18 protein-coding genes are annotated in these 23573 nt (G+C 42.7%); 11 read left to right on the top strand and 7 right to left on the bottom strand.

Features of this window, described 5'->3' with window-relative positions; genetic code table 11:
• Position 1: 1 nt before the first annotated feature.
• The 10 genes from DUT71_RS00825 to DUT71_RS00780 all read left to right on the top strand — a co-directional run bounded on the left by DUT71_RS00825 (position 2) and on the right by DUT71_RS00780 (position 12043).
• A complete protein-coding gene (locus tag DUT71_RS00825) occupies positions 2 to 4465 on the top strand; it encodes an efflux RND transporter permease subunit (RefSeq protein WP_072997300.1) in 4464 nt (1487 codons plus the stop codon).
• Positions 4466 to 4508: 43 nt separating this feature from the next.
• Positions 4509 to 5018, top strand: coding sequence for a hypothetical protein (locus DUT71_RS00820; RefSeq protein ID WP_072997301.1), 510 nt, complete (start codon positions 4509 to 4511; stop codon positions 5016 to 5018).
• Between the two features lie 22 nt (positions 5019 to 5040).
• Positions 5041 to 5451 carry a DUF2147 domain-containing protein gene (locus DUT71_RS00815; protein WP_072997302.1) on the top strand — a complete coding sequence of 137 codons (411 nt, stop codon included), beginning with the start codon at positions 5041 to 5043 and terminating at the stop codon, positions 5449 to 5451.
• A 67-nt stretch (positions 5452 to 5518) separates the two neighbouring features.
• The gene (locus DUT71_RS00810; protein ID WP_072997303.1) at positions 5519 to 6544 is read left to right on the top strand and encodes a sensor histidine kinase; all 1026 of its coding nucleotides are present in this window, start codon (positions 5519 to 5521) and stop codon (positions 6542 to 6544) included.
• Entirely contained in the window at positions 6541 to 7299 is a 759-nt protein-coding gene (locus DUT71_RS00805) for a LytR/AlgR family response regulator transcription factor (protein ID WP_072997304.1), read from the top strand. Before DUT71_RS00810 ends, DUT71_RS00805 begins: the two co-directional genes overlap by 4 nt.
• Before the next feature lie 35 nt (positions 7300 to 7334).
• Entirely contained in the window at positions 7335 to 8492 is a 1158-nt protein-coding gene (locus DUT71_RS00800) for an acyloxyacyl hydrolase (protein ID WP_221405655.1), read from the top strand.
• 295 nt (positions 8493 to 8787) lie between these two features.
• Positions 8788 to 9804, top strand: a complete 1017-nt coding sequence (locus tag DUT71_RS00795) for a BamA/TamA family outer membrane protein (protein WP_072997307.1) — start codon at positions 8788 to 8790, stop codon at positions 9802 to 9804.
• 63 nt (positions 9805 to 9867) lie between these two features.
• Positions 9868 to 10692, top strand: coding sequence for an RteC domain-containing protein (locus tag DUT71_RS00790; protein ID WP_072997308.1), 825 nt, complete (start codon positions 9868 to 9870; stop codon positions 10690 to 10692).
• A 158-nt stretch (positions 10693 to 10850) separates the two neighbouring features.
• The gene (locus DUT71_RS00785; protein WP_072997309.1) at positions 10851 to 11579 is read left to right on the top strand and encodes a helix-turn-helix transcriptional regulator; all 729 of its coding nucleotides are present in this window, start codon (positions 10851 to 10853) and stop codon (positions 11577 to 11579) included.
• Between the two features lie 59 nt (positions 11580 to 11638).
• The gene (locus tag DUT71_RS00780; protein ID WP_072997310.1) at positions 11639 to 12043 is read left to right on the top strand and encodes a VOC family protein; all 405 of its coding nucleotides are present in this window, start codon (positions 11639 to 11641) and stop codon (positions 12041 to 12043) included.
• Between the two features lie 38 nt (positions 12044 to 12081).
• On the opposite strand, the gene DUT71_RS00775 is transcribed toward DUT71_RS00780, so the two are convergent.
• Positions 12082 to 17526: a helicase-related protein gene (locus DUT71_RS00775; protein WP_072997311.1), complete on the bottom strand. Its 5445-nt coding sequence runs from the start codon at positions 17524 to 17526 to the stop codon at positions 12082 to 12084.
• Positions 17513 to 17950 carry a DUF1896 domain-containing protein gene (locus tag DUT71_RS00770; RefSeq protein ID WP_072997312.1) on the bottom strand — a complete coding sequence of 146 codons (438 nt, stop codon included), beginning with the start codon at positions 17948 to 17950 and terminating at the stop codon, positions 17513 to 17515. The genes DUT71_RS00775 and DUT71_RS00770 overlap by 14 nt, the downstream gene beginning before the upstream one ends.
• Before the next feature lie 173 nt (positions 17951 to 18123).
• On the opposite strand from DUT71_RS00770, the gene DUT71_RS00765 reads away from it, so the two are divergent.
• Positions 18124 to 18300, top strand: a complete 177-nt coding sequence (locus DUT71_RS00765; protein WP_072997313.1) for a histone H1 — start codon at positions 18124 to 18126, stop codon at positions 18298 to 18300.
• 31 nt (positions 18301 to 18331) lie between these two features.
• On the opposite strand, the gene DUT71_RS00760 is transcribed toward DUT71_RS00765, so the two are convergent.
• The 5 genes from DUT71_RS00760 to DUT71_RS00740 form a co-directional block, all read right to left on the bottom strand.
• A complete protein-coding gene (locus DUT71_RS00760; protein ID WP_072997314.1) occupies positions 18332 to 19210 on the bottom strand; it encodes an ORF6N domain-containing protein in 879 nt (292 codons plus the stop codon).
• Positions 19200 to 21293: a type IA DNA topoisomerase gene (locus tag DUT71_RS00755; RefSeq protein WP_072997315.1), complete on the bottom strand. Its 2094-nt coding sequence runs from the start codon at positions 21291 to 21293 to the stop codon at positions 19200 to 19202. Before DUT71_RS00755 ends, DUT71_RS00760 begins: the two co-directional genes overlap by 11 nt.
• Positions 21294 to 21295: 2 nt before the next feature.
• Positions 21296 to 22747 (bottom strand): DUF3945 domain-containing protein, encoded by a 1452-nt coding sequence (locus DUT71_RS00750; RefSeq protein WP_072997316.1) that lies wholly within the window; start codon positions 22745 to 22747, stop codon positions 21296 to 21298.
• Between the two features lie 99 nt (positions 22748 to 22846).
• Entirely contained in the window at positions 22847 to 23140 is a 294-nt protein-coding gene (locus tag DUT71_RS00745) for a helix-turn-helix domain-containing protein (RefSeq protein WP_072997317.1), read from the bottom strand.
• Between the two features lie 11 nt (positions 23141 to 23151).
• Positions 23152 to 23505: a helix-turn-helix domain-containing protein gene (locus DUT71_RS00740; RefSeq protein WP_072997318.1), complete on the bottom strand. Its 354-nt coding sequence runs from the start codon at positions 23503 to 23505 to the stop codon at positions 23152 to 23154.
• Positions 23506 to 23573 lie beyond the last annotated feature (68 nt).

The following is a 23573-nucleotide window of genomic DNA, read 5'->3' as shown; positions in this document are numbered from 1 at the left end:
AATGAAGTTAACAGAACTGGCGATCAAACGCCCCATATTATTTATTGTCTTTTACCTGATCATAGCAGGTCTGGGTATATTGGGATATAGCAAACTCCGCTATGAACTATTGCCCGAACTGGCAACCCCCGTCGTTACGGTAACAGCCGTATATCCGGGAGGAGCACCGAGTGAAATAGAAAACACGGTATCCAAAAAATTGGAAGACGCCATATCCGGCGTAAACAAGATAAAAAGGGTCAGCACTTATTCTGCCGAAAACTCTGCGGTCGTATCCATTGAGTTTGTTGCCGATGCTGATCCCGAAAAAGCGATTCAGGATGTACAGCGGGCGATAAACAAAGTACTCCCTGAACTCCCTGCTGCCGTAAAATCACCCACTATTGAAAGTTACAGTATCAACGATGAGCCTGTACTAAGAATAGGAACTACTGCGAATATTCCTGAAGCACAGTTGTACGAGATGCTGGATAAGCAGATCAGACAGGGTATTTCACAGATCAACAATGTAGGGCGTGTTACGCTTCTTGGTGGTTCTCCAAGGGAAGTTAAAGTTGCCGCAGACCTTGAAAAGCTGAGGGCCTATGGCATTGGCATGGATGAGCTTGCACAGGCTATCCAAAGCAGTAATGTCGAGATACCCATTGGTGCGGTAAAATCAAAAGACGGCGAATTTGACGTGCGTACCACAGGTAAAGCAACGGACTTCGAGCAACTTCGTATGCAACCCGTACGTGTCCAGCCGGATGGCAGTACCATATTCGTAAAAGATGTCGCCAATATAACAGAAGGACAAAAGGAGGCTACGGTCATGAACCGTGTAAACGGCAAGAACTCCATCGCCCTGCTGGTCAACAAGCAGACCGGGGCAAATGCCGTGGAAGCCGCAAAACTGGTACGGGAACATCTGACAGAACTGGAATCCCTGCACAGCAACATCGGGCTTAAGTTTTCTGTTATTTCCGATTCATCGGAATTTACACTCAAAGCGGCTAATTCCGTGTACTTTGATTTCTTTTTGGCGGTATTGCTCGTGGCACTTGTTATGCTGGTGTTCCTGCACAGTCTGCGAAATGCAATCACCGTACTGATCGCTATTCCAACCTCCCTGTTGGTTGCTTTCATCATGATGTTCGCTATGGATTACTCCCTGAACCTGATGACGCTTCTCGCTATGTCTCTTGTGATCGGGATTCTGGTGGACGACTCCATTGTGGTGCTGGAAAATATCTACCGTCACATGGAAATGGGATCTGAAAGAGTGAAAGCATCCCTTGACGGTCGTACAGAGATTGGTTTTGCTGCGATGTCCATTACACTGGTGGACGTAGTGGTATTCCTGCCCCTTGCTTTTGTGCCGGGGCTTGTAGGTAGCCTTGTTAAAGAATTCGCTTTAGTCATCGTGGTTTCCACACTGTCCAGCTTAATGGTGTCTTTCACTTTGACACCGATGATATCGTCACGTTTTGCGAAACTTACCCATCTGGACGGAAAGACTATCTTCTCCCGTTTTGCGATGTTCTTTGAGAAACAGATTGCGAAGCTGACCGATCTTTACGAAAGGATACTGGCATGGTCACTTGTTAATAAATGGAAAACTGTCGGTATTTCCGCTGCTTTCCTGATCGCTTCACTAAGCCTGCTGTTCACAGGGCATGTAGGTAGCGAGTTTGTTCCCGCTACGGATAAGGGTGAGCTTTCGCTGATGGTCACAGCCCCTCCGGGTACACGTATCCAGGAAATGGATCGCATTGTCAAATCTATTGAACAGAGAGTGAATGAAGTGCCGGAAGTTACTAATCAGTTTACGCTTGTCGGTTATCAAAGTGATGGCTCAGGGGAGAACCGTGGCGGTAACGTGGCAAGTATAAACATATCGCTCGTTGAAGCTAAAGACAGAAGTAAATCCATTTCAGAAATAGGACGGGAACTTAAAAAAATCGCCTTGCTGGAAGCGGGTGTGAAAGTCGATGTTTCCACTGTAGGTCTCTTCGGAACCAATGCCGCTCCGATACAGCTACTGTTGCACGGAGAGAACAGAGATACTGTATTTGCAACCGCAAGACGACTTTTGGAAGATATCAGGAAAGTGGACGGTATCGTTGCTCCAAAGCTCTCTGTAGAGGATGAGAAACCGTCGTTACAGGTAAATATAGACCGTAAAAAACTCGGTGACCTCGGTCTGACCGTAGAGGGGATCAGTACGGCACTGCGTATAGCCGTGAACGGTTACGAAGATATGAAATATACAAAGGACGGTACAGAGATCGATATGCGTATCTCCCTGCGTGAACAGGACAAAGCGACCACAAGCAATATTGAAAATTTCCCGTTCGTTAACGCTCAGGGTCAGATGATATACCTCAAACAGTTTGCGGATGTCCGTTTAGCCACCGCACCATCTATGCTCGAAAGAAGAAATAAACAGTCCGCAGTGATGCTGATGGCAAAGGTAACCGGCAGACCTACCGGAGATATCGGCGAGGACATCAAGGCTATCGTAGCTAAAAATCCGCTACCTGCATCCGTTACGCTTCGTTATGAGGGCGACCTCGATTTGCAGGATGATGCTTTCGGAAGCCTTGCCGTGGCACTGGTTATGTCACTCTGCCTGATCTACCTGATCATGGTCGCATTGTATAACAACTGGGCATACCCGTTTGTCGTATTGTTCTCCATTCCGGTAGGTGTCGGAGGTTCCGTGGTCGCTTTAGCTTTAGCTGGAAATTCACTGAATATCTTTTCCATATTCGGATTGATCATGATGATGGGGCTTGTGGCGAAGAATGCCATCTTGTTGGTCGACAGGGCAAACGAACGACTTGCCGAGGGAGATTCTCTCAGAGCGGCACTTTTGGATGCCGGACGTACAAGGTTGAGACCGATCCTGATGACCACGCTGGCAATGGTAATTGGCATGCTACCACTGGCATTGTCAAAAGGGGCATCTTCGGAAATGATCAGCAGTCTGGCATGGGTACTTATAGGCGGGCTTACCAGTTCGATGTTCCTGACCTTGCTATTGGTTCCTGTCGTTCATTATGGTATTACCCGTTTGATGGAACGATCAAAACAACGCAAGGCACTCAAAGTAAACAAGTCCGGTATAGCGACTGTTCTGCTACTGATAGGTGGACTGCAACTGTCCGCACAGACCCAGCCGATTCCCGCTGATTCCGTGTACAGGCTGACCGTGGAGCAAGCGGTCGGGCTTGGGCTTCAAAACAACAGAATGGTCAAGGCAGGAGAACTTTCGACCTTGAAATCACAGTATGCGACAAAGGAAATCGAGGCAAACCGCTATCCGCAGATCAACGCATCGACCACCTACATACGTAACATCAAGCCGACCGTTTTCTTTTTCCCCGGTATCGGTGTTTCACCAACGGGAGATTTGACGATTGACAATTCAAGAATGATGCCTGTAAACGGATCGGCAAAGAATCATTTCAGCGGTTTGGTGGATTTACAGTTACCGATATTTAATCCCCAGCTTCGTGAAGGAATCCGGTTGTCCAAACTGAACACAGCGTTATCGGAAGCGGAGCGGGAAATGACCAAATGGGAACTGGCTGATGAGATACGCAGGGCTTATTATAATATCCGCTTAGCGATCCTTAACAGGGAACTTGTCCATAAGGCAATAGAACGGGCAGAACAGACCATGCACGATACCCGTGTCCTTTATAAAAATGATCTGGCACTTGTATCGGATACCTTGAATGTGTATATCAATGTGCAGAATCAGAAACCGAACCTCTACATGGCAGAAAATCAGATTGTACAGGCGACGGATTACCTGAAAGAGCTTATAGGACTGCCTTTTGAGAGTACGGTTTTGTTGCAGGAAAGCATTTCTGAAGAAACCCTTACAAGCCTGTTGTTTACAGAGCAGAACGGCTCTCCTGTTTTTGAAGGCAGACCTGACATCAGGCAGAATATATCACAACAGGCTCTGGCTAAAAAACAGATTGATCTGGATAAAAGCCGTAGGCTTCCCACACTGGATTTTATCAGCCAGTACCAGATTCAGGCTCAACATGACCATTTCAGGTTGAACCAATATACCTGGCCGAACAGTTTCTATGTGGGGCTACAGCTCAACATTCCTATATTCAGCGGTTTCAGGAACGATCACAAGGCAAAGCAGTCCACTATTGCATTGCAGGAACTGAAAATAGCAGGCGAACAGCTTAACAGTAAGGCACTGTTGGAATACCGTAAAGCTCAGGGAGACCTGCAAGAAGCCATGTCACGGATCAACGTTGCAAAAGATATTGTACAGGCATCAGAAAAGAGCCTGGAACTGATAGATGCCCGTTACCGAAAGGGAGTTGGACGTTATCAGGACGTACTTGATGGTCAGTTCAGTCTGATACAGGCAAATAACAGCTACAATAAGGCAGTATATGATGCTTTCATTGCTTCGGCTGCACTGAAAAAAGCAATCGGCACTATACAATAGAACCGGACTCATTAATACGATAAAAAACGATAACATTTAAAATATGACAAAAAGAATCGTAATGCTGTTAACACTTGCAGGGCTGGCTTTTACGGCGTGTCAAAACAATAAGAAACCGGACAACGAGAATGCTTTGAAAGATGCTGTAAATACAACGGACACGGTGTTAAATACAGCAGACATTGCTTTCACATTAGCTAAAAACTATTTTGTAAATAATACAGTAACAAAACTGGAGCATCCCAGAATTGAAACACAGGAACAGTTTAATGAAATTTTTGGAATGGCGGCTCACATGGGAAATGATGGAAAGCCTACCGTTATTGATTTTTCCAAACAAAATGTATTGGCGGTTGTGCTTCCGGAAACGGACAGGGAGACGAAAATATACCCTGTAAGTTTACAGAGAGATGAAAACGGCGAAATCCTGCTGACCTATGGGGTAAAGGTGGGCGAAAAACAGACCCATACAACAAGACCGAATCTTGCGGTGATTATTGCCAAGTCGGAAAAGGGAAACGTCCGTTTAAATGAAATAAAACTCTTGAAATAATTTATAACAAAAATAATAAAACATGAAAAATCTATTTTTAAGTTTTGCACTGCTGCTTATAGCATCGTTCACCTATGCACAGGAAATAAAAGGAAAATGGCTGACAGACGACGGTGAAGCCATTGTAGAAATTTATCAGTCGGGAGACAAGTTCAATGGTAAGATCGTATGGCTGAAAGATGCCAATGATGCACAGGGCAAACCATTGACCGATCAGGAAAACCCGGACAAGTCCAAACGTAGCAAACCTCTTATCGGACTGCTTATGTTAACGGACTTTAAGCAGAACAACGGAAAATGGGAAGGTGGCAAAATCTATGATCCATCGGAAGGAAAGACCTATAAATGTACCATGTGGCTTGAAAATGGCAAGCTAAAGGTGCGGGGCTATGTCGGCATGTTCTACCAGACACAAACGTGGACACGAAAATAGCAGGTGAATGTTAATTGCTAATGCATATCACGGTCAGCTCAACGATAATGTTTAAATTCGTACTGTTATGACATTTCAAAAAAAGGGATTTAAGTTTATCGGTTACTTTATCATCGGAGTAGTGTTCTATGGAATGCTGCTCCTGATAAACCCGTGGGATTATCCGCTCACAAAAGAGTTCGTGCTCGAAGTGCTCCGTGATCTGGCGGTGACTTTCATCGGTGTGTTGACCATAATGGAAAGCAGTTTTTGGGTCAGCAAAAAGCTGGATAAACATTTCCCGTGGCGTTCTGCACTTACCAAAAGGATTTTTATTCAGATCGGTATATTGATGGTTATCGTCAGTTCCGTACTGTTTCTTTCACGGCTGTTGATCCCCGATGCATACTATGATGAAACAACGGTTCGGCAGGTATTTGTAACCGGAACAGTTATGTGCATACTTTTTTCTGCGGTATTTACGGCTGCTTCGTTCTTCATCCAATGGAATACGGCGACGGTCACGCTGGCGAAGTATGAAGAAAAAGTGGCTAAGGCAGAACTGGAATTTTTGAAAATGCAGATAGATCCTCATTTTCTCTTTAATAATTTCAGTACGCTTACTTCCCTGATAGAAGAGGATTCACAGTTGGCGGTTGAATATGTACAGCAACTTTCAAATATCTACAGGCACGTACTGAAAGACAAAGAACACCATGTAGTTCCGCTGAAAGAGGAACTGGAATTTATACGTTCTTATCTGTTTCTGTACGAAGCAAGGTATCAGGAAAGTCTGATGGTGAAAATTGATATACCGGACAGCCTTATGAACAAAGGCATTGCCACGGCAACCATGCAGTTATTGGTTGAAAATGCTATCAAACACAATTCGATCAGCAGGCAAAGCCCTTTAAAAATAGAAATACTTGCTGACCAGGACGGTATCGTAATAAAGAACAACATTAACCCTGTGACTACCCAAAGAGCCAGCAAAGGCATTGGTTTGAAAAATATAACAGAAAGGTATCAGCTTCTCGGAAACGAAGTGGTTTCGATAAAGCACGATGATGATTTCTTTTGGGTGAGGGTTCCATTTTTAGAACTTAAGCGATGATAAAAGCAATAATAATTGAGGATGAACTGTTGACAGCCAACCGACTGAAACGGCTTATTTCAAAGGTTCGGGAAGACATTGAAATCGTGGCTATATTACACACGGTTAAGGAAACGCTGGAATGGCTCTCCGCTAACGATGAGCCGGATCTGTATTTCATGGACATTCAGTTGTCGGATGGTCTCAGCTTTGACATTTTTTCCGAATTTGATATTCAGAAGCCCGTCATTTTTACCACGGCTTACGACGAATATGCGATCAAGGCATTCAAAGCAAATGGCATCGATTATTTGCTAAAACCCGTAGCGATAGAAGATATTAAGCAAAGCCTGATGAGGTATCGTCAGTTGAATCCGGTAACTGCTATCCCCGATCTTCAACTTCTCCTTAAAGATATTTCAGCGAACCCAACGAGGTTTAAGAACAATTTTCTGATAGAGTGGAGAGACAGGTTACTGACGATCTCTAAAGATGAGGTCGCCTATTTTCAGCTCTCCAATAAATTAACGCATCTGGTTACGCTGGATAATAAGCCCCATGTGCTTTCCTCCACGTTAGACTTGCTGGAAAAAGAGGTTGACCCTTATACCTTTTTTCGGATAAACCGTCAGTTCATCGTTTCAAGAAAATGTATACGGCAGATACATATTTATTTTGGCAACCGTCTTAAGCTCGTGCTTTCCCCTCAGCCTGATGAAGATGTCATTGTGAGCAGAGACCGTGTACCTGACTTTAAAGCCTGGCTGGATAGTTGATCCAGCCCGTCCTATCGTTTTAAAAAAGAATACAAATGAGATTACTATTTTTCTGGCCGGCATGCCGGCATGAATCCCTATTGCCTTTTTTTATTGCCTTTTTTCCACTGTTCAGCATGGCTCAGGAAGATTCCCTCCGACAGGCTCCTGCCCGTAATCCGCTGGTCATTGAGTTCGATCTGGAAAACGGTGGAATCCTGAAACAAAAGGAACTGAGGGATATGACCTATAAGGATGCCTACTATCAGGGAGCCAACCTGAGGATCGGCTGGAAACAGAACAGTAAGCGGTATGCCTATAATGCACTCTACAATAACCCCATCTATGGCGTGGGGATCTATTCGGGTACCTTTAACAACGACATTATAGGAAATCCGTTCGCCGTGTACGGCTTCGTGCAGGTTCCCTTTTCCCCGGAAAGTGACCGCAGATGGTCGTTTGACTACCGGATCGCACTGGGTCTGACAGGTAACTTCAAACCCTATGACAAGGTTGACAATCCATTGAACCTGGCAATTGGCTCCCGGAACAACGTTTTTATCGATTTTGGCCTTCGTGCACAGTACCGCCTCCATGCAAAATGGAAGGCAGGGATCGGCGTGTCGTTCCACCATTTTTCAAACGGAGCCATGGCACTGCCTAACCGAGGTATCAATCTGGTGCCACTGTCACTTTCGGTCAGCTATCAGCCACATCCGGAAGCTATGATAAGGCACGATGCCCCTATCGCACCATTTCCAAAAAAATGGCTGTACCACATCAATCTCGGGACGGGTGTCAAACAGCTCAGTCCCGACTCGGACGACAGCTACCTCAAAGCGACTATCGGGATCTATGCCAGCAGGCACGTATCCCACAAATGGCGTCTGGGAGCCGGAGTGGACTTTTATTATTCTGGTTCTGGGAACGATAGCAAAGTGGCGGGCAGAAAGGCAGGAGCCTTTGGCTCCCAGTTTTCGGGAGGGCCGACCCTGTATATCGTACATATCCTGGATGAACGCCTTGTGCTAAACGGAAATATCGGCTATTACCTGCACAGGCAGGAGTTCAACGGTGAGGTAAATCCCTTTTTCCTAAGGGCTGGAGCTCGGTATTACGTGTATAAAAATATCAATGCCGGGGTATCCATCAAAGCACATATGGGCAAGGCTGATTTTGTCGAATGGACAGTGGGTTATACCATCAATAGATAATTTCATAAAATCATGAAAGTAGTGAAAAATAAAAAAGAATGCTTAACATTCAGTAATGAGTGTCCCCAATGGCCCATGCGGATAAGAGCAGGGATGCAGTGGACAGTACTGTGCCTCAGTTTCCTCCCTCTGGCACTTCATGCTCAGACTCCCACAGATTCTACTGGCATTGAAGCCAAACAGGATACCATTAAGCAGAAGGATCTGTTTGATGTCATCGAAAAGATGTTTAATATACATACCTCCGGAACCTCGTGACACCACGGATAAGCCATTCAGCTTTTCCGTACTGCCATTGACTACAGATGTTCCCGGAGGTGGCAGGGCTTTGGTCACCACGGTAACAGGAAGTTTTTATCTCGGAAGCCGAAAAAACACGAATTTATCCGAAGTCTGGTTTGTTCCCTATTTCGATTTTGAGGGCAGGTATGGACTCCCTGTACGTTCCTACATCTGGCTGGATCGTAACAAATGGGCTTTACGAGGCGATATGCGGATTTTGAAATACCCGGAATACACCTACGGATTAGGAAAGCTAAAAACTGATGATGACAAGTTATTAGTCGATAGATCATATCTGCGTGTTTACCAGCAAATATTCAGACAGGTTTCTCCCGGACTGTTGTTAGGGGTTGGATATCATCTTGATGTCAATTCAAAGATTAAAACAAACTCCCAAGACCCAACACTTACACAATTTTCCGGATACAATTATGGAACCACGAACGGAACAACCAGCACCTCCTCCGGTATCAGCTTCGATTTACTATATGATACGAGGGGTAGTTCGATAAATGCATCAAAGGGAAGCTACTTAAATATTACGTACAGGATGAATCCCGAATTTATGGGTAGTGATCGTTATTGGCATTCTTTGTATGTGGATGCCAAAAAATATTACAGATTGACCAAGTCTCCTGAACGGCAGAACCTGATCGCATTATGGAGCTATTACTGGACAACATTTAATTCCAATGCTCCTTATTTTGATCTGCCATCCATTGGATGGGATGATTTCAATACTTCGGGTCGTGGTTTTCAGCAGAGCAGGTTTCGTGCGAAATCCCTGTTTTATCTGGAAGCGGAATATAGAAAGGACATCACACGTGATGGACTGCTCGGATTTACACTGTTTTCAAACCTCAATAGCACAGAGGACTATAAAAATCCGCTGTTCTCTAAATGGAGTTTAGGCGTCGGTGGTGGGCTAAGGATTAAGGTCGATAAATTATCCGGCACAAATATATCGTTGGATTATGGTTTCAGCCGTGGCTACCACGGCTTTTACATAACATTGGGGGAATATTTTTAATCTTCTGTGGCTACGCCTGTATAGACTTTTCCTTTTAAACCAAAAACACTAAAATAAAGCTGAATGAATAAATTTTTGAATGAAAAACTCCATAGTCTGGAAACCACAATTCATGAATGTGAGTTGGAAACCGATTATTCCATACAACGTATAGAAACCATTATTCACCTCATTGTAAACTGTCTGTCTGAAGTAAAAGAATATGTTCTAAAAAGAGGTTTTAAGAATACAGATGAAGAAATCCGTTTTTTCAAGTATCAGAAGCCTGCAATTGTGGCAAAGCTCGTTTACTACAATGCCATTTATAAAATTGAAACCAAAAAGCCAAACAATAGTAAGGCTATAAAAAAATATCTAAATGAAGAATTGAGAAAACTCAAAAAGTATTTTGACAACAATCTCGAATTTTATAAATACTACCGGACTAATAATTCTTTCATTGATGACAAGCTCTTTATCAGAGGTAAATATGATATAAAATTGAGTCTGGATACTGTTTATTTTGAAACCGACCACAGATTTTCCACGTCTCATGATTACAAAGCGGCGAAGATTATAGCTAATGACCTGATACGGGTTTATCTTGAAGATCAGCTTCATAACACGCATCAAAATAAGACTTCTGAAAAGCCTGTACTGAACTGGACAGGTAGCAAAACAGCATTAACGGAGTTGATATATGCTCTATATGCACACGGCATATTTGACAATGGAAATGCCGACATCAAGGTTATTGCCAAAACATTTGAAAGCACATTTAATATTGACTTAGGAGATTTTTATCATACATTTTTGGAACTGAAAGCCCGAAAAATAAACCGAACGAAATTCCTTGACAACTTACGTGATGCACTGATTAGAAAAATGGATGAGTACGATGATAAGTAGTTTTGTTTGATAATACCCGCAATGTAGTTTATCCATAAGATATAAACATTTGCTTATTTGAATTTGATAACTTTGCAGGATGAAACGGAAAGGAAACCATCTAAGATAATGAGTAAATAACCAGGACAATATCTAAGTCTGTAAGACAATAAAAAATCGTGAAAAAACACATAAAAATAGGGTTTTCGGACATTGGCGGGATTTATATCGGTAAAGACATCCAGACCAGCGAACATCTGCATCACGCTATTACCGTTGCTGTATCGTTTTCAGATGAAATTGATTATTGGTGTGAGCGGCAAAAGGTTTCCTGCAAGGGAGTAATTATGCAGGCTAACACTATCCGAAAACTTGTCAATCCTGATAACAGCTACATTGCTTTTATCCATATCGAGCCTTTCTCTGAACAAGGCTTAAAACTAACCGACAGAAAAGAGCCCTTCAAACAATTATCGCTTATTCAGGTAAAAAATATAACCAAACGTTTAGAAAAATGGCTTTCAGATGAGCAGAATGACGAGAGCTTGACCAAAAAAATAATTGACAAAATTATTTCCGAAATTGGCTATACTTCTGGTATTGCGATAGACAAAAGAATTAGAAAAGCAATAGATAAAATCCGAAAAACAGAAGACATAACGCTCAAACAGATTTCTGAACACAGCCATTTATCAATGTATCGGTTTTCTCATCTTTTCAAACAGCAAACAGGAATATCTTTTAGAGAGTTTGTTTTATATACGAAATTAGTCAAATCCCTAAAAGCAGTTTATCAAAAACAGAGCCTTACACACTCTTCTTATTTAGGTGGTTTTTCAGACCAAGCACATTTTACACGAACATATTATAAGGCATTCGGCATATTGCCCTCTCAAAGCGTAAAATAGCAACTCCGTTCAATTTTATGGCAGGGTTAATAACAATCTTTGCCTAAAAATAATTGAATATGAAAACATTAGTTGCTTATTTTACGATTAAAGGCAGAACAGAAGAAGCCTTGAAATTCTATGAAGATTGTTTTGGAGGACAGACAATTTTTGTACAACGGTATTCAGAAACACCTTATCAGGTATCGGAAGCCTATAAGAACAAAATTGCCCACGCTGAATTTAAAGCGGAAAACGTTCATTTCTATATTTCTGACGGTTTTGAAAAGGAAGAAATCAGTTTTGGAAACGGTATTGGAATGACAGTAAATTTTGATAATCCTGATGAACAAAAATCAGTTTTTGAGAAATTGAAAATTGACGGAAATGTAACATTTGATTTTTTCCAAACAACGATTGACACCAACCTGGTGTGTGTCATAGATAAGTTTGGGGTACATTGGTATCTGAACTATGTAAAATAACGTCTGCCAAGAAAAAGGGAGCTTATAAAAAGCCCCTTTTATAATACCCCTCTTGGTAAATGAATGCCTTTTGTTCGCACAATACTTTCCGAAACCTTTGGTGTTTCTTGCTGTTTTTCAGTTTGTTCTTCGGGTTCGTCGTGTGTTTTGGGCTTGATAGATAACTGTATTTTCCGCTCAACAGAAGCCAGCTCGGTTTTAAGTTCGTTCAATCGGTTCTCTTTACTCCACGTACCGTTCAACACTTCATGAAGAACAGGTAAATCCTTTTTAATTTCGGCTATTCTCTTTTGTTCCTGTTCAATGTAGGAAGGTAGTTTTTCCAGTGCATTAAGGAAATTCATAGATGCCAGCTTCTCATCTTTGGCAAGGATACCGTTGTTGTAGGTATATTTGATATTTCCCTCGCCCTGTATCAAAAATCGGTTTACCCGAATATCCGCACCGTCCTTTTGCGACATTTCCGTTTTTACCAAAAGCTGAAAACCGTAGAGGCTTCCGATTTCCTCATAATCCCCCCCTGTACGGGATTTGTCCGCAAGCTGATTGAGCTTTGTACCGATTTGTTTTGTATCCGCATTTGGCGACAAGCCGTCCAGCTTAATAAGGTTAGCAACAGTACCATCCGACAGTTTTTGAATACGCCCTTGCAGGTTATTCCAGTCAAGGCTCATACGGTCAAATCGGGATTGGGTTCTGTCGAGTTCTGCCGTATAGTCTTCCAATTTATATTTGGCACTCGATTTTGAACGGTTGAACGATTGCCTTTCGCTTTCCAGTCCGGCAATCTGTTTTTCTATTTTAGCTTTGTCCAACAGGTCGGTATTGCCCATAAGAATAGCCACGTATTCTGAGAAGTTCATGCCCGATTTTTCGTCCATACTGCCCTCGTCAATCGTCCGTTTGCCGAGATTATTGGATTTTAACTGGTCGATAAATAGCTGTTTGTTGTACAGCAGGTTGAACTTGTAACTGTCCAACGATTTTTCTACTGCATAAATAATGACATCCACTTTATTGTTGTTAAAATGTTTGGCTATTTCATTGCCTTTTCGGATAGCCCGACCATCCCTTTGGGCAAGGTCGGACGGTCGCCAAGGCGTATCCAGATGATGTACGGCAACGGCTCTTTTCTGTGCATTGACACCTGTACCGAGCATACTCGTAGAACCGAACAACACACGGATTTTACCGCTGTTCATTCCTTGTATAAGTTCTTTGCGTTGCTTGTCATTTTTCGCTTCCTGTATAAAGCGGATTTCGTGTGCAGGTATGCCGTGGTCTTCCGCCAACTTGCGTTTGATTTCGGAGTAGATATTCCATTGGTTCGGTTTGTATGTTCCCAAATCCGAAAACACGAATTGCGTTCCTTTCTGTGCATTGAATTTGTGGTAATACTTAGCGATATTATTCGCACAATGCGTAGCCTTGTTGTCGGGGTGGTCTTGGTAATGAGGGCTTACCATCCGCATATCCAAAGACATCTTACGGGCGTAATCCGTAGCGATGAGCATTTTTGCTTTTTCCTCTTTTTTAGATAAAGGTTCTCTGCCCAATAATTCGCCTTTGCCTGTTTTGGCAAACTCCATCAGCTTTTCGATAAATTGCTCCTGGTCTGGCGTAGGCGGTATGTTATAAAACACCTCGTTCTTTTCTGGGCGGTCAATACCAATCATTTCCGCAGTACGGTAATCCGTGATTTCGGAATAGAATTGAGCCAGTTCCGGTACTTTGATAAAGTATCGGAAACGCTCTTTTGCCACGATATTATTAGCTACCGAAAATTCATAATCGGTCGTTTTCTTTGCATAAATCGCTGCCCACGCATCAAAGGAGTTAATACCCTGTTTTGCCAATGCTCTTGGTCGCAGGTATTTAAAGAGCAGGTACAGTTCGGTAAGCGAATTGCTTATGGTAGTTCCCGACAGGAAAGTTGCCCCCATATCCGCATCAATACGCTCCTGTATGGTACGGATAGCAAACAGCAGGTTCAGTGCCTTTTGGCTTCCCTGTTGATTGCCCAATCCCGCAACCCTCGAATGCCTTGTGTTGAACATCAGGTTTTTGAATTGGTGGCTTTCGTCTACAAACAAATGGTCTATACCCATCATTTTGAAATCTACAATGTCATCTTTGCGGTTTTCAATATCGTGTTGCAGCGTTTTGAGCTTTACTTCGAGGTTTTCCTTTTGTTTTTCCGCTCCGGCAAGCATACCTCTGGTTACTTCATCTCCTTGACTACGCAAAACATCAAGATTTTCTTCTACGCTGTCTAATTCGATTTGCAGGATTTCCTTTTGTATTTCGGGTGATTGCGGTATCATCCCGAATTGGTCGTGTGTGAGTATCACACAATCCCACTCGTTGTTTTTAATATCACCGAAAATCCGCAGACGTTTTTCGGGCGTAAAGTCATCAATGCCCGGATAGAGGATTTTGGCGTGGGGATAAGCGGTGCGGTAGGCTTCGGCAATTTCGGGTACATTGGCTTTCAGTCCGATAATCATCGGTTTGTGTGCCAAGCCCAAACGCTTCATTTCCTGTGCTCCCGTACACATTATCAACGTCTTTCCTGCACCTACTTCGTGGTCGCAGATAGCACCGTTGTTGAGCTTTATCATCCAGACCGCATCCTTTTGGCTCGAATACAGGTCGTCAATCTCCAATCCCTTTCGGTCTAATCCCGGAAACTCCTGATGTGAGCCGTCGTAGTTCGGGCGGACAAAACAGTTAAAGGTGTCGTTGTATTGGTCGGTCAGCCTTTTTTTGAACACATCGTTTTGGGCGTGAAGCCAATCGGTAAAGGCAGTTCGGATTTCGTCAATCCTGGTATTCGCCATTTGTATGGCTTCCATATCCCTTACCTTAACATCTTTGCCATCTACCTGTACTGTTTTAGAAATATCGGGCGTGGTATTGATGAGGGCGTGTTTGAGCAGGGCAATTCCGTCATACGTCCGGCTTTTGGCTTTGACCGCATATTTATCCCAAATGTGTACGTTCTTTTGCTTACAGGTTACGGAGAAATCGTCGGCACTATCGGAGTAATGGATACGGACTTCTGTATCGAAAAGGTGCGATGCAAACCGGGCATAAATGCCTGCGGGTATCCAGCGTTCGCCGAGATTAAAATCGAGTTCCTCAAATTCGATACGTCTTGGTCTTGCTTCCTCTAATACGGTAAGGCTTTCTTTGGCTTGGGCATCATCGGGATTGTTTTCGAGGTGGGCTCTGACCTCTTGTGCTTTCTCCACAACGTTGCCCGCAACCCAACGTTCAGCAATTTCATATTCCTTTTCGAGCGGATTGTAATAAATACGACCGTGCAGGGCTTCCCTCAAAGCATCAGCAGGCATATTGCTGATTTCGGACATATAGCCCAGATCCACGCTCCCGTATTTGTTCAGCGAAGCGGATAACGCTTCTTCGGGATTGTCGGTTGTTATGGTTACAGTTGAGAAACTTACAGGACGACTGAAAATATCCGATTTATGAATAATACCGCCTTTTACACGCTCCAAATAAGGTATTTCCTTTCCGGCACTATCTGTTTTTATCAACTTGATGTTATCGGCATTGTTAAGGTTCCCGTACCGCTTCACAAAGGCATCGTAAAGACGGTTAAGAGTTTCCCTTTCTTTTTTATGCTCGATCTGTTGTTCTGCTTCTTTGGTGTATAGCAGTTGATAAACATCACGCACCCCGATATACGCTTCGGCTCTTGCTTTCTGTAAAGGCGGCAATTGCAAGGGGTGGAAAACAGCCGTACCGTCTTTTGCCTCTACTTCTTGCAGATGACCCACCCAGCCATTATCCACGACAAGGCAGTCGTTTCGGTGGAATGCTTGCAGTTCGCCACTGTACGGAGCAGGTTCGGGGATGGTGTTGATTGCTATGTCGGGATCGGCTGGCTTATCAGCGTGGCCATTCCCGCCAACTTGTGAAAACAAGTCGCCGATTATTTCCTGTCCGGTGTTGTTCGGTCGAGTGTTTCTCTTTACTGTACCGTTTGAAGCAGGAGGCGTGTAAGATTGTTGCATTGTACCGCTGAACAGGTCGGTTTGCCGACCCATAGGAGCACGCCTGCTTTTTACTGTCTTTCTTTTACTCTGGGTAGTTTTCTTTGGTGGAGCAAGAACCGCTACGGGTTCCCCTGCATTCTCAAACAAATCGAAAATGCTCAGTTGCTTTAATTCCTGTGGACTTTCCTGAACGGTTGCAGGTGGAATATTTCGTTGTTTAGGTGGTTCCGTCTGAACTGTTAAAGGTTCGGCAACCGGAGGTGCGACTGTCGGGGTAATTGGTATTGGTGTGATGGGGTCATCGTTCCGTTTGCCTTTGTATAAACCTAAATCCAAATATTTTCCAAAATCATCGGAAAGCATTTGATTGAGGTCTTTTGCTATGCCCTCAATACCCCCTTTGTGAGTATAGATGAGAGCAGGTTGTCCGTAAGGATCGGTGTCTATTTTTTTGTCGGTATGAACCACCCTGTCGAGATCTCCCAATAATACGTTAGTTGAGAAGTTTTCCGCTGTTATGTATGTGCCGCAGAACTTATTTTCTCTCCAGGAATTTTTTTGTTTTTGTATATCTTTTTGTAATATGATTAAATCACTTCCAACCTCTGTACCTGCATAATCCGTAAACAGGTTATTCGGCAATCGAATAGCCGAAACCAGATTGTTGTTTTCCATTAACGCCCTGCGTATTGGCTCATTCTTTGGACTGTTCAGAATACCCTGAGAAGTAATAAACACCTGTAAACCGCCCTCACGAAGCATGTCATTTCCTTTTAAGAAGAAATAATTGTGGATGCTGCGGGCAGCCTGTACTTTTGCGGGGTCTTTGCTTCGGGAAAACGACAGATCAAATACCGAAGTATCCCCAAAAGGGATATTGCTTGCAATTACAGCATACGAGCCTTGCTCTTTTTCAGGTATCTCTTCAAATCCGCTAATGCGGATAGTGCTTTCAGGATAAAGGTGCTTTAATATTTTGCCTGTGAGCAAATCCTTTTCATAAGCAGTAACTTTAGCCTCCCGGTTCTCTGCAAATGATTGTATAAAGGAGCCGATACCTGCGGAGGGTTCGAGGAATGTATCAATATTAAGACCGCTATTCCTCAATGTCGAAGCAATCGTATCTATGACCTGTGGTGGTGTATAAAAAGCAGTCAGTACCGAGCTTTTCATACTATCTACATACCGACGGTATTGCTTATCGTCTTCGGAATTTTCTTTGAGCAGTTTATGGAGTTCCTGTGTTATCGGAAAAAGATCATGTTCGGTTTTTCGCCAATGATTGATGTCTATTTCATTCGCTATGGGATTCAACACGAATTTAAGACCGCCAAATCCGCTGTAACGCTTCATTAGCAGTCTTTCCTCTGCGGTGGCTTGTCGTCTTTCCTTTTCTAATGTAAAAGCAATCCGCAGGGCTTCGATGTTGTGCTGGAGGTGTTGCCTTTTACTGAAGCCCATTTTCCTCTATCCATATTGCGATAGTTCCCGTCAGTTCGGTATAGAGGACATCAAACTCATAACCGTAAGCGAAATCATCTGTCAGTTTATATTTGGCAAAAACAGGCTCACAGACGGGAAACATTTTGAAGGCGAACGGTCGCAGTTCCTCGTCTGCCATAAGGGTATCAAACTCATTGCAGACCACTTGAAAAATGGTATCGAATTTGGAGAAATGCAGGTTTTCAAACAGAATGTAATTGGCTATCTCATTGCATTGGTCGATAGCGTTGCCGGAGCGGAACGCTCCCTCATAAGCATTCGCTGCCCACGAGGAACGCTGGTCGATAAATTTTTGATCGTTGGCTTTTTCGGGAAAGCTCGAATTAAGATGCTCTTGCAGTCGTAAACGGAAATACGACAAGTCTTTTTGCTGTGTACTCATAATAATTTTTGTTTAGAAATTTTGCGTAAAGCCTAAAATTAGAGTAGAGATCAAGAGCCTTTGAAGATGTGGCAGGGTTTGGCTTTGAGAGGCAGGATTTGTCGTAAAACGTAGTTGATGTAAGGGCTTAAAAATGTACTTTTGTTTGTTATAAATTTTAATCCATTATCATAATGAATGAACTAATCGAAAAAATCAACGCAAGCATTGAAGCATTCAAAGCTGATGCGGAATTACAGGCAGAAAAAGGGAACAAAGCCGCAGGAACAAGAGCCCGTAAGGCTTCTCTTGAATTGGAGAAACTTTTAAAAGAGTTTAGAAAAGTTTCGTTGGAAGCATCAAAAAACTAAAATAAAACCCTCTGAAATTTCAGAGGGTTTATTATTCGTTCAGAAGTTGAAGCATCCTGCCGACTTCTATATCCATTCTGGAAAAAGCAAACCATTTTTTGCCCAGGTCTTTTAGCGAAGCTCCAATATGATACAGTTGCGTCTGGTCTATGATCAAAAATCGGTCATGGGCATCGGAGAAAATCTCAATTTCAATCGGGGGATATTGGCTGTTGTATCGTTGTAAGTCCAGCCTTAACTGATTGCTGATATTTTTGGTGTAGATTTTTGCTGTTACGTTATCCTTACGTTTGCCCAACAAGGTCAGCACTGTATCATCTGTGTAATTATCGAGCAGGATAATTGATTTATCGGCACTTCGGATAATGTCTGATACAAAGGTATAGGCATCAAAGACCTGTCCATTGTAAAAGATACCTTTTTCGCTATGGAGCTTGTCACTTTCCAAAGCCTTAAAGATTTCTTCAAATTTTTGATCGGCTTCTAATTGCTTTAATTCAATATTATCCAAACGATGGAATAAAGAAGCATTGCTAATAAGCATTCTACGCATTTCTACAAATGCTTCCATAATTTCTACACTGACTTTGACAGCAACATCAGAACGAAGTATAGCAGAAGCCATTGCAACCCCTTGTTCGGTAAAAACATAGGGCAGGTAACGCCGTCCACCGTAACTCAAACTTGAGGTTCCAATTTGGAACCTCAAGTCTTCAACTTCCTTATCGGTCAGTTGAAAACAAAAAGAAGCAGGAAACCGCTCAATATTTCTTTTTACGGCTTTGTTGAGGTTCTTTGTTTCCACTTGGTATAAAGAAGCGAGATCGCTGTCCAACATCACTTGCTTGTCACGTATGGTATAAATCAGATTTTTGATTTCTTTAGGTACAATAGTCTGTTTATTTTCCATTTCGTTTATTGCTTTTCTTGTTCTCAAACTCAAACGAACTCTCGGCATTTTCTTTTAGCACGATGTAAGCATCGAATTTCTTTCCGGCTTTGCTTTTCATTCCTTTGATTAACGAGGTTTTGCCTTTATTGACAAGGCTCGTTATATCATCTATCCCGATTTGCACTCCACATACATTGCGGAACTGCACCCAGCTACAATTTTCGTCAGGACATTTGACAATCTTGTCACGGATAATGAGTTGCCGGGTTTTACATTTCGGGCAGGCAAGTTGGGGTAGGTTCCCGTTGGCAATGGAGGTTTGTAACAATTCATCCGTGATGGATTTGGCATAAGTTTCCATCTCCCTCTGAAATACCCTTGCATCTACTTCGTTGTTTTCAATTTTCTGTAATGCTAATTCCCATTCGGCAGTCATCGCTACATCTGCAATTTTACGGTCTTTGACCAATTCATAAACCTGTAATCCTTTTTCGGTCGGGATTAAAGATTTCTTTTCCCTTTGGATATAATTGCGGGTAAACAAGGTTTCGATTATTGCGGCTCTTGTCGCAGGCGTACCGATGCCGATATTTTGCAGGGCTTTCCGTTCTTCTTCATTTTCTATTTCCTTACCAGCGGTTTCCATAGCTGACAAAAGTCCGGCTTCGGTATAAAGCACAGGTGGTTTGGTTTTCTTCTCCAAAACGGAGGCTTCTTTTATTTTTAGTTCATCGCCCTTTTTAAGTTCGGGCAAATCCTGTATCGGTTCGGTGTCTTCATCCATAAAATTGCCTTTTATGGAACGCCAACCTGCATCCAGGATCTTACATCCTTTCAGCGTAAAATCATAGTGTGAAACTTCCAATGCTATATCGGTTATCTCTTTGACACAGGCTTGCGAAATGGCTTCGAGCAAGCGAAAGGCAATCATGTTATAGACTTTTGTTTCGTCTGCGTTGAGTGCGGACGGGATTTTATCAGTAATCAACAATCCATGATGGTCAGTAACACGGAGATCATTTACAATCCGTTTATTGAAACGACCCCATTTCATTTTGGCTATGGCTTGTTTAAAATTTTCGTTGTCCTGCAAGGCTCTTACGAGATTGGGAATCTCACTCCACATATCTTCAGGGATGTATTTGCTTCCTGTACGTGGGTAGGTGATGAATTTCTTTTCATAAAGGCTTTGAGCGATGTTCAGGGTTTGTTCGGCAGACAGGTTCAGCTTTTTGTTTGCTTCCTTTTGCAAGCCTGTAAGGTCAAAAAGCAAAGGTGGTTGCTCCGTTGCGTTTTTGCTTTCCACAGCTACAACCGTAGCAGTGCCGTGTCTTCCGATTAACCGCAATGTATCATTTGCGAGCTTTTGGTCTTCCCATTTGGTTTTAGAAATGCTTTTAAAATCTATATCCTCTTTTCGGTGCAACAACTGTATTTGCCAATATTTCTTTACCGTAAAATTCTTGTTTTCCAAATAGCGTTTACAAATTAACGCCAATGTAGGTGTCTGCACTCTGCCGAGTGAATAAATGCCGTTGCCTGCGGCTATGCTCAATGCTTGTGTGGCATTGATACCTACCAACCAATCGGCACGGCTTCTGCCTTGTGCTGCCTGATACAATCCGTCAAATTCTTTTCCGTCTTTCAGTTTCTCAAAGCCTTGTTTGATGGCTCTTTCGGTAAGCGAGCTTATCCACAGCCGTTCAAAGGGTTTACGGCATTTCAGGTGTTCATAAATGTATCTAAAAATAAGTTCGCCCTCACGCCCTGCATCGGTCGCAACGACAATGCTATCACTACGTTGAAAAAGTTGTTCGATAACTTTTAGTTGTTTCAATGCTCCTGTATCGGCTGTATAGCCTTTGTTCTTTTTGACTTTTCGGACAGTCAAAATAAACGGATTGGGGAGTATCGGCAATGATGCCTGATCAAACCCCGAAATTCCGTAATCTTCGGGCATTCCCAATCCGACCAAATGTCCGAATGCCCACGTAACAAAATAGCCATTCCCTATAAGGTAGCCGTCCTTTTTTTCGGATGCTCCCAACAGGCTGGCTATTTCTTTTGCTACGCTTGGTTTTTCTGCTATAACTGTTTTCATAACTAACTAACTTTTCTACCTCTTGATTTTGCAGGCTTGTTTTGTTGCTCCTGCTGTTTTTCATTTTTAGGTCTTTGTTGCCCGGACTTCAAAGGCTCTTTGATGTTTTTGGTCGCTTCGTTGGTTTTACCCTGCGAATTGACGGCAGTTTGCGTTTTGTGGGCTTCGGTAGGTTGCATTCTTTCTTTATATTGATTTGGAAACTCAAAGCCAGTTTTTCCGGTGTCTTTGTTGAACGTGATGTAACCGTTATACGTTTGCCCTTTCTTATCGACCAGACCTGCCATATACACGGTTTGACCCGCTTTGAAATCCTTATACTGCTCATCGGTCAGTTCCTTACCCCGAAATGTTTTTGGGGCTTCCTGTGGTTGGCTTTGCTGATTGTTTTGTTGGTTATTTTGCTTTTGTCCGTTGGAGTTACTACGGTCAAACAAAAATTCAGTATAGCGTTTATCAGCATTGTACTGTACGGTTGCCGAGAACTCCGTTCCTTTTGTGGAAATCATCCCCTCCAATTTGAGCGGTTTGCCCTCCATTAAGGTTTGCTTTTGCTCATCGTTCAGTTTTACCCCCTTAATTTCATCGGGAATTTTAATGAAATCTGTTCGCAGGGCAATTACATCATTGGTAAGCCTGTCAATACTGATAATAGACGGCATTAGTTCGCCTGTTTTAGAATTGATTAGATTAACCACACGCCCCATGTTACCTGTTTCGAGCAGGTTTTTCTTATCCTCATCTGTAAACTTGTGTCCGAAGAACTCAAAATGCAGATTAGGTTCTTTTTTGATACCGTGTATTGCCACGATAGCATTTCCGTCTTCGCCTTGCTGTAAAGACAGGCGGGCATCTGTGCGGAGGATGGAACCGCCGAGATTGATGCCTATTGGCACAAGTTCGTTGGTTTTATAACCTCTTAGCAAAGGATCGAGCAGGTTTCTTTTTTCAAGATATTCCTTACTCAATCCGATATTTTTCATTGTATCCCAATCGATCTGCTCCGGCTTGTAGCGGTATTCGCTTGTTTCCGGTGTTGTTTGTGCTGTTGCCATATCATTTTTATTTTCTTGTTTATTATTCTCTTGTATGTCGGTTTTTACTTCGTGTTCTTTCATCATCTTTTCGCCCTCCGGAGTGGGCTTGTCAACCTGCTTCTGCATTTCCTTTGCCTTTTCAATAGCTTCGGGTTCAGCAACTTTAAAAAATGAAAAGTTGGTTGGATTTTTCAGTTGACTGAAAAAGTTAGAGAAGAAATTAGAGAAGAAATCGCCATGCTTATCCACACGCATAAATTGATTTTGATTCTTTTTCGTGGGGTCTACGGTTTCCATTTTTCCGTTTTCGTCAATGCTCTTTACGGCTTGGATTTTCATTTTTTCTTTATCCAGCACTAACAATATGTCCGATAACTGTTCGGGCATTTCCTGCTTGTTTGTTATTTCTTCGCTCATAATCATAAAAATTTAAAGTTCATCGCCGAAAGTAAAGGAAGCGTTCACTGACTTGCCCGATGTGGCACTCAAAGGCAGTATTTGTCGCTCATTGGCTTTCTATTTGTTCGCAGGAGGGTTAAAGCTCTCCCTGATGAACTGATGCACATCGGACAGCTTGTAATACAGCTTTCCGCTTATTGTGTAATAGGGTAGCTTTCCAATGGAGCGATACCGTTGTAGAGAGCGGTTGCTTATTTTCAGCATTTGCAGTAAGTCTTGATTATCCAGCAATTCTTCGCCATCAATGCTGTTTCGTTTCTTTTGCAAGTCGTCTATATTGTCGCTCAGCATATCGAACCTGTCCATTATACGTTCCATCCACGACAAAAATTCCATTCTATCAATATTCATAAGGATAAGTTTTAAAGTTTGTCGGATTTTATTTTTCTACCTTTTTCGATATAGCTTTTGCCCTTTTCCATAAGTTGTTGTACATACTCGTCACTACTCTGTATGGCATTGGCATTGAGCATATCCTTAATTGCTCCGATGGTATAGAAATATTGTCCATAGATTTTTGAATACGCTATCTCGCTTTTATTACGCATACGCCACAAAGTCTTTTCGCTGATGTGCAGATATTGGCATACCTCGTGGTTATTGAGCCACAGATCGTCATAGCTTGTGTCTTCCAATCTTTTCAGATAATCAGCAATAGCGTTGATACGGCTATTTAGATTTTTCCACGCTTCTTCTTCTATAGTTATGATTTTCATTGCATAGCTTTTTAAAGTTCACTATGCAAAATTGCCAAAGGTGGCAGTGTTTGTCCGCCAACCTTCGC

The organism is Pedobacter nanyangensis (assembly GCF_003313505.1).
GTDB lineage: Bacteria > Bacteroidota > Bacteroidia > Sphingobacteriales > Sphingobacteriaceae > Pedobacter > Pedobacter nanyangensis.
The sequence above is the reverse complement of the archived record's forward strand: the minus strand, read 5'-3'. Positions and strand labels throughout refer to the sequence as shown.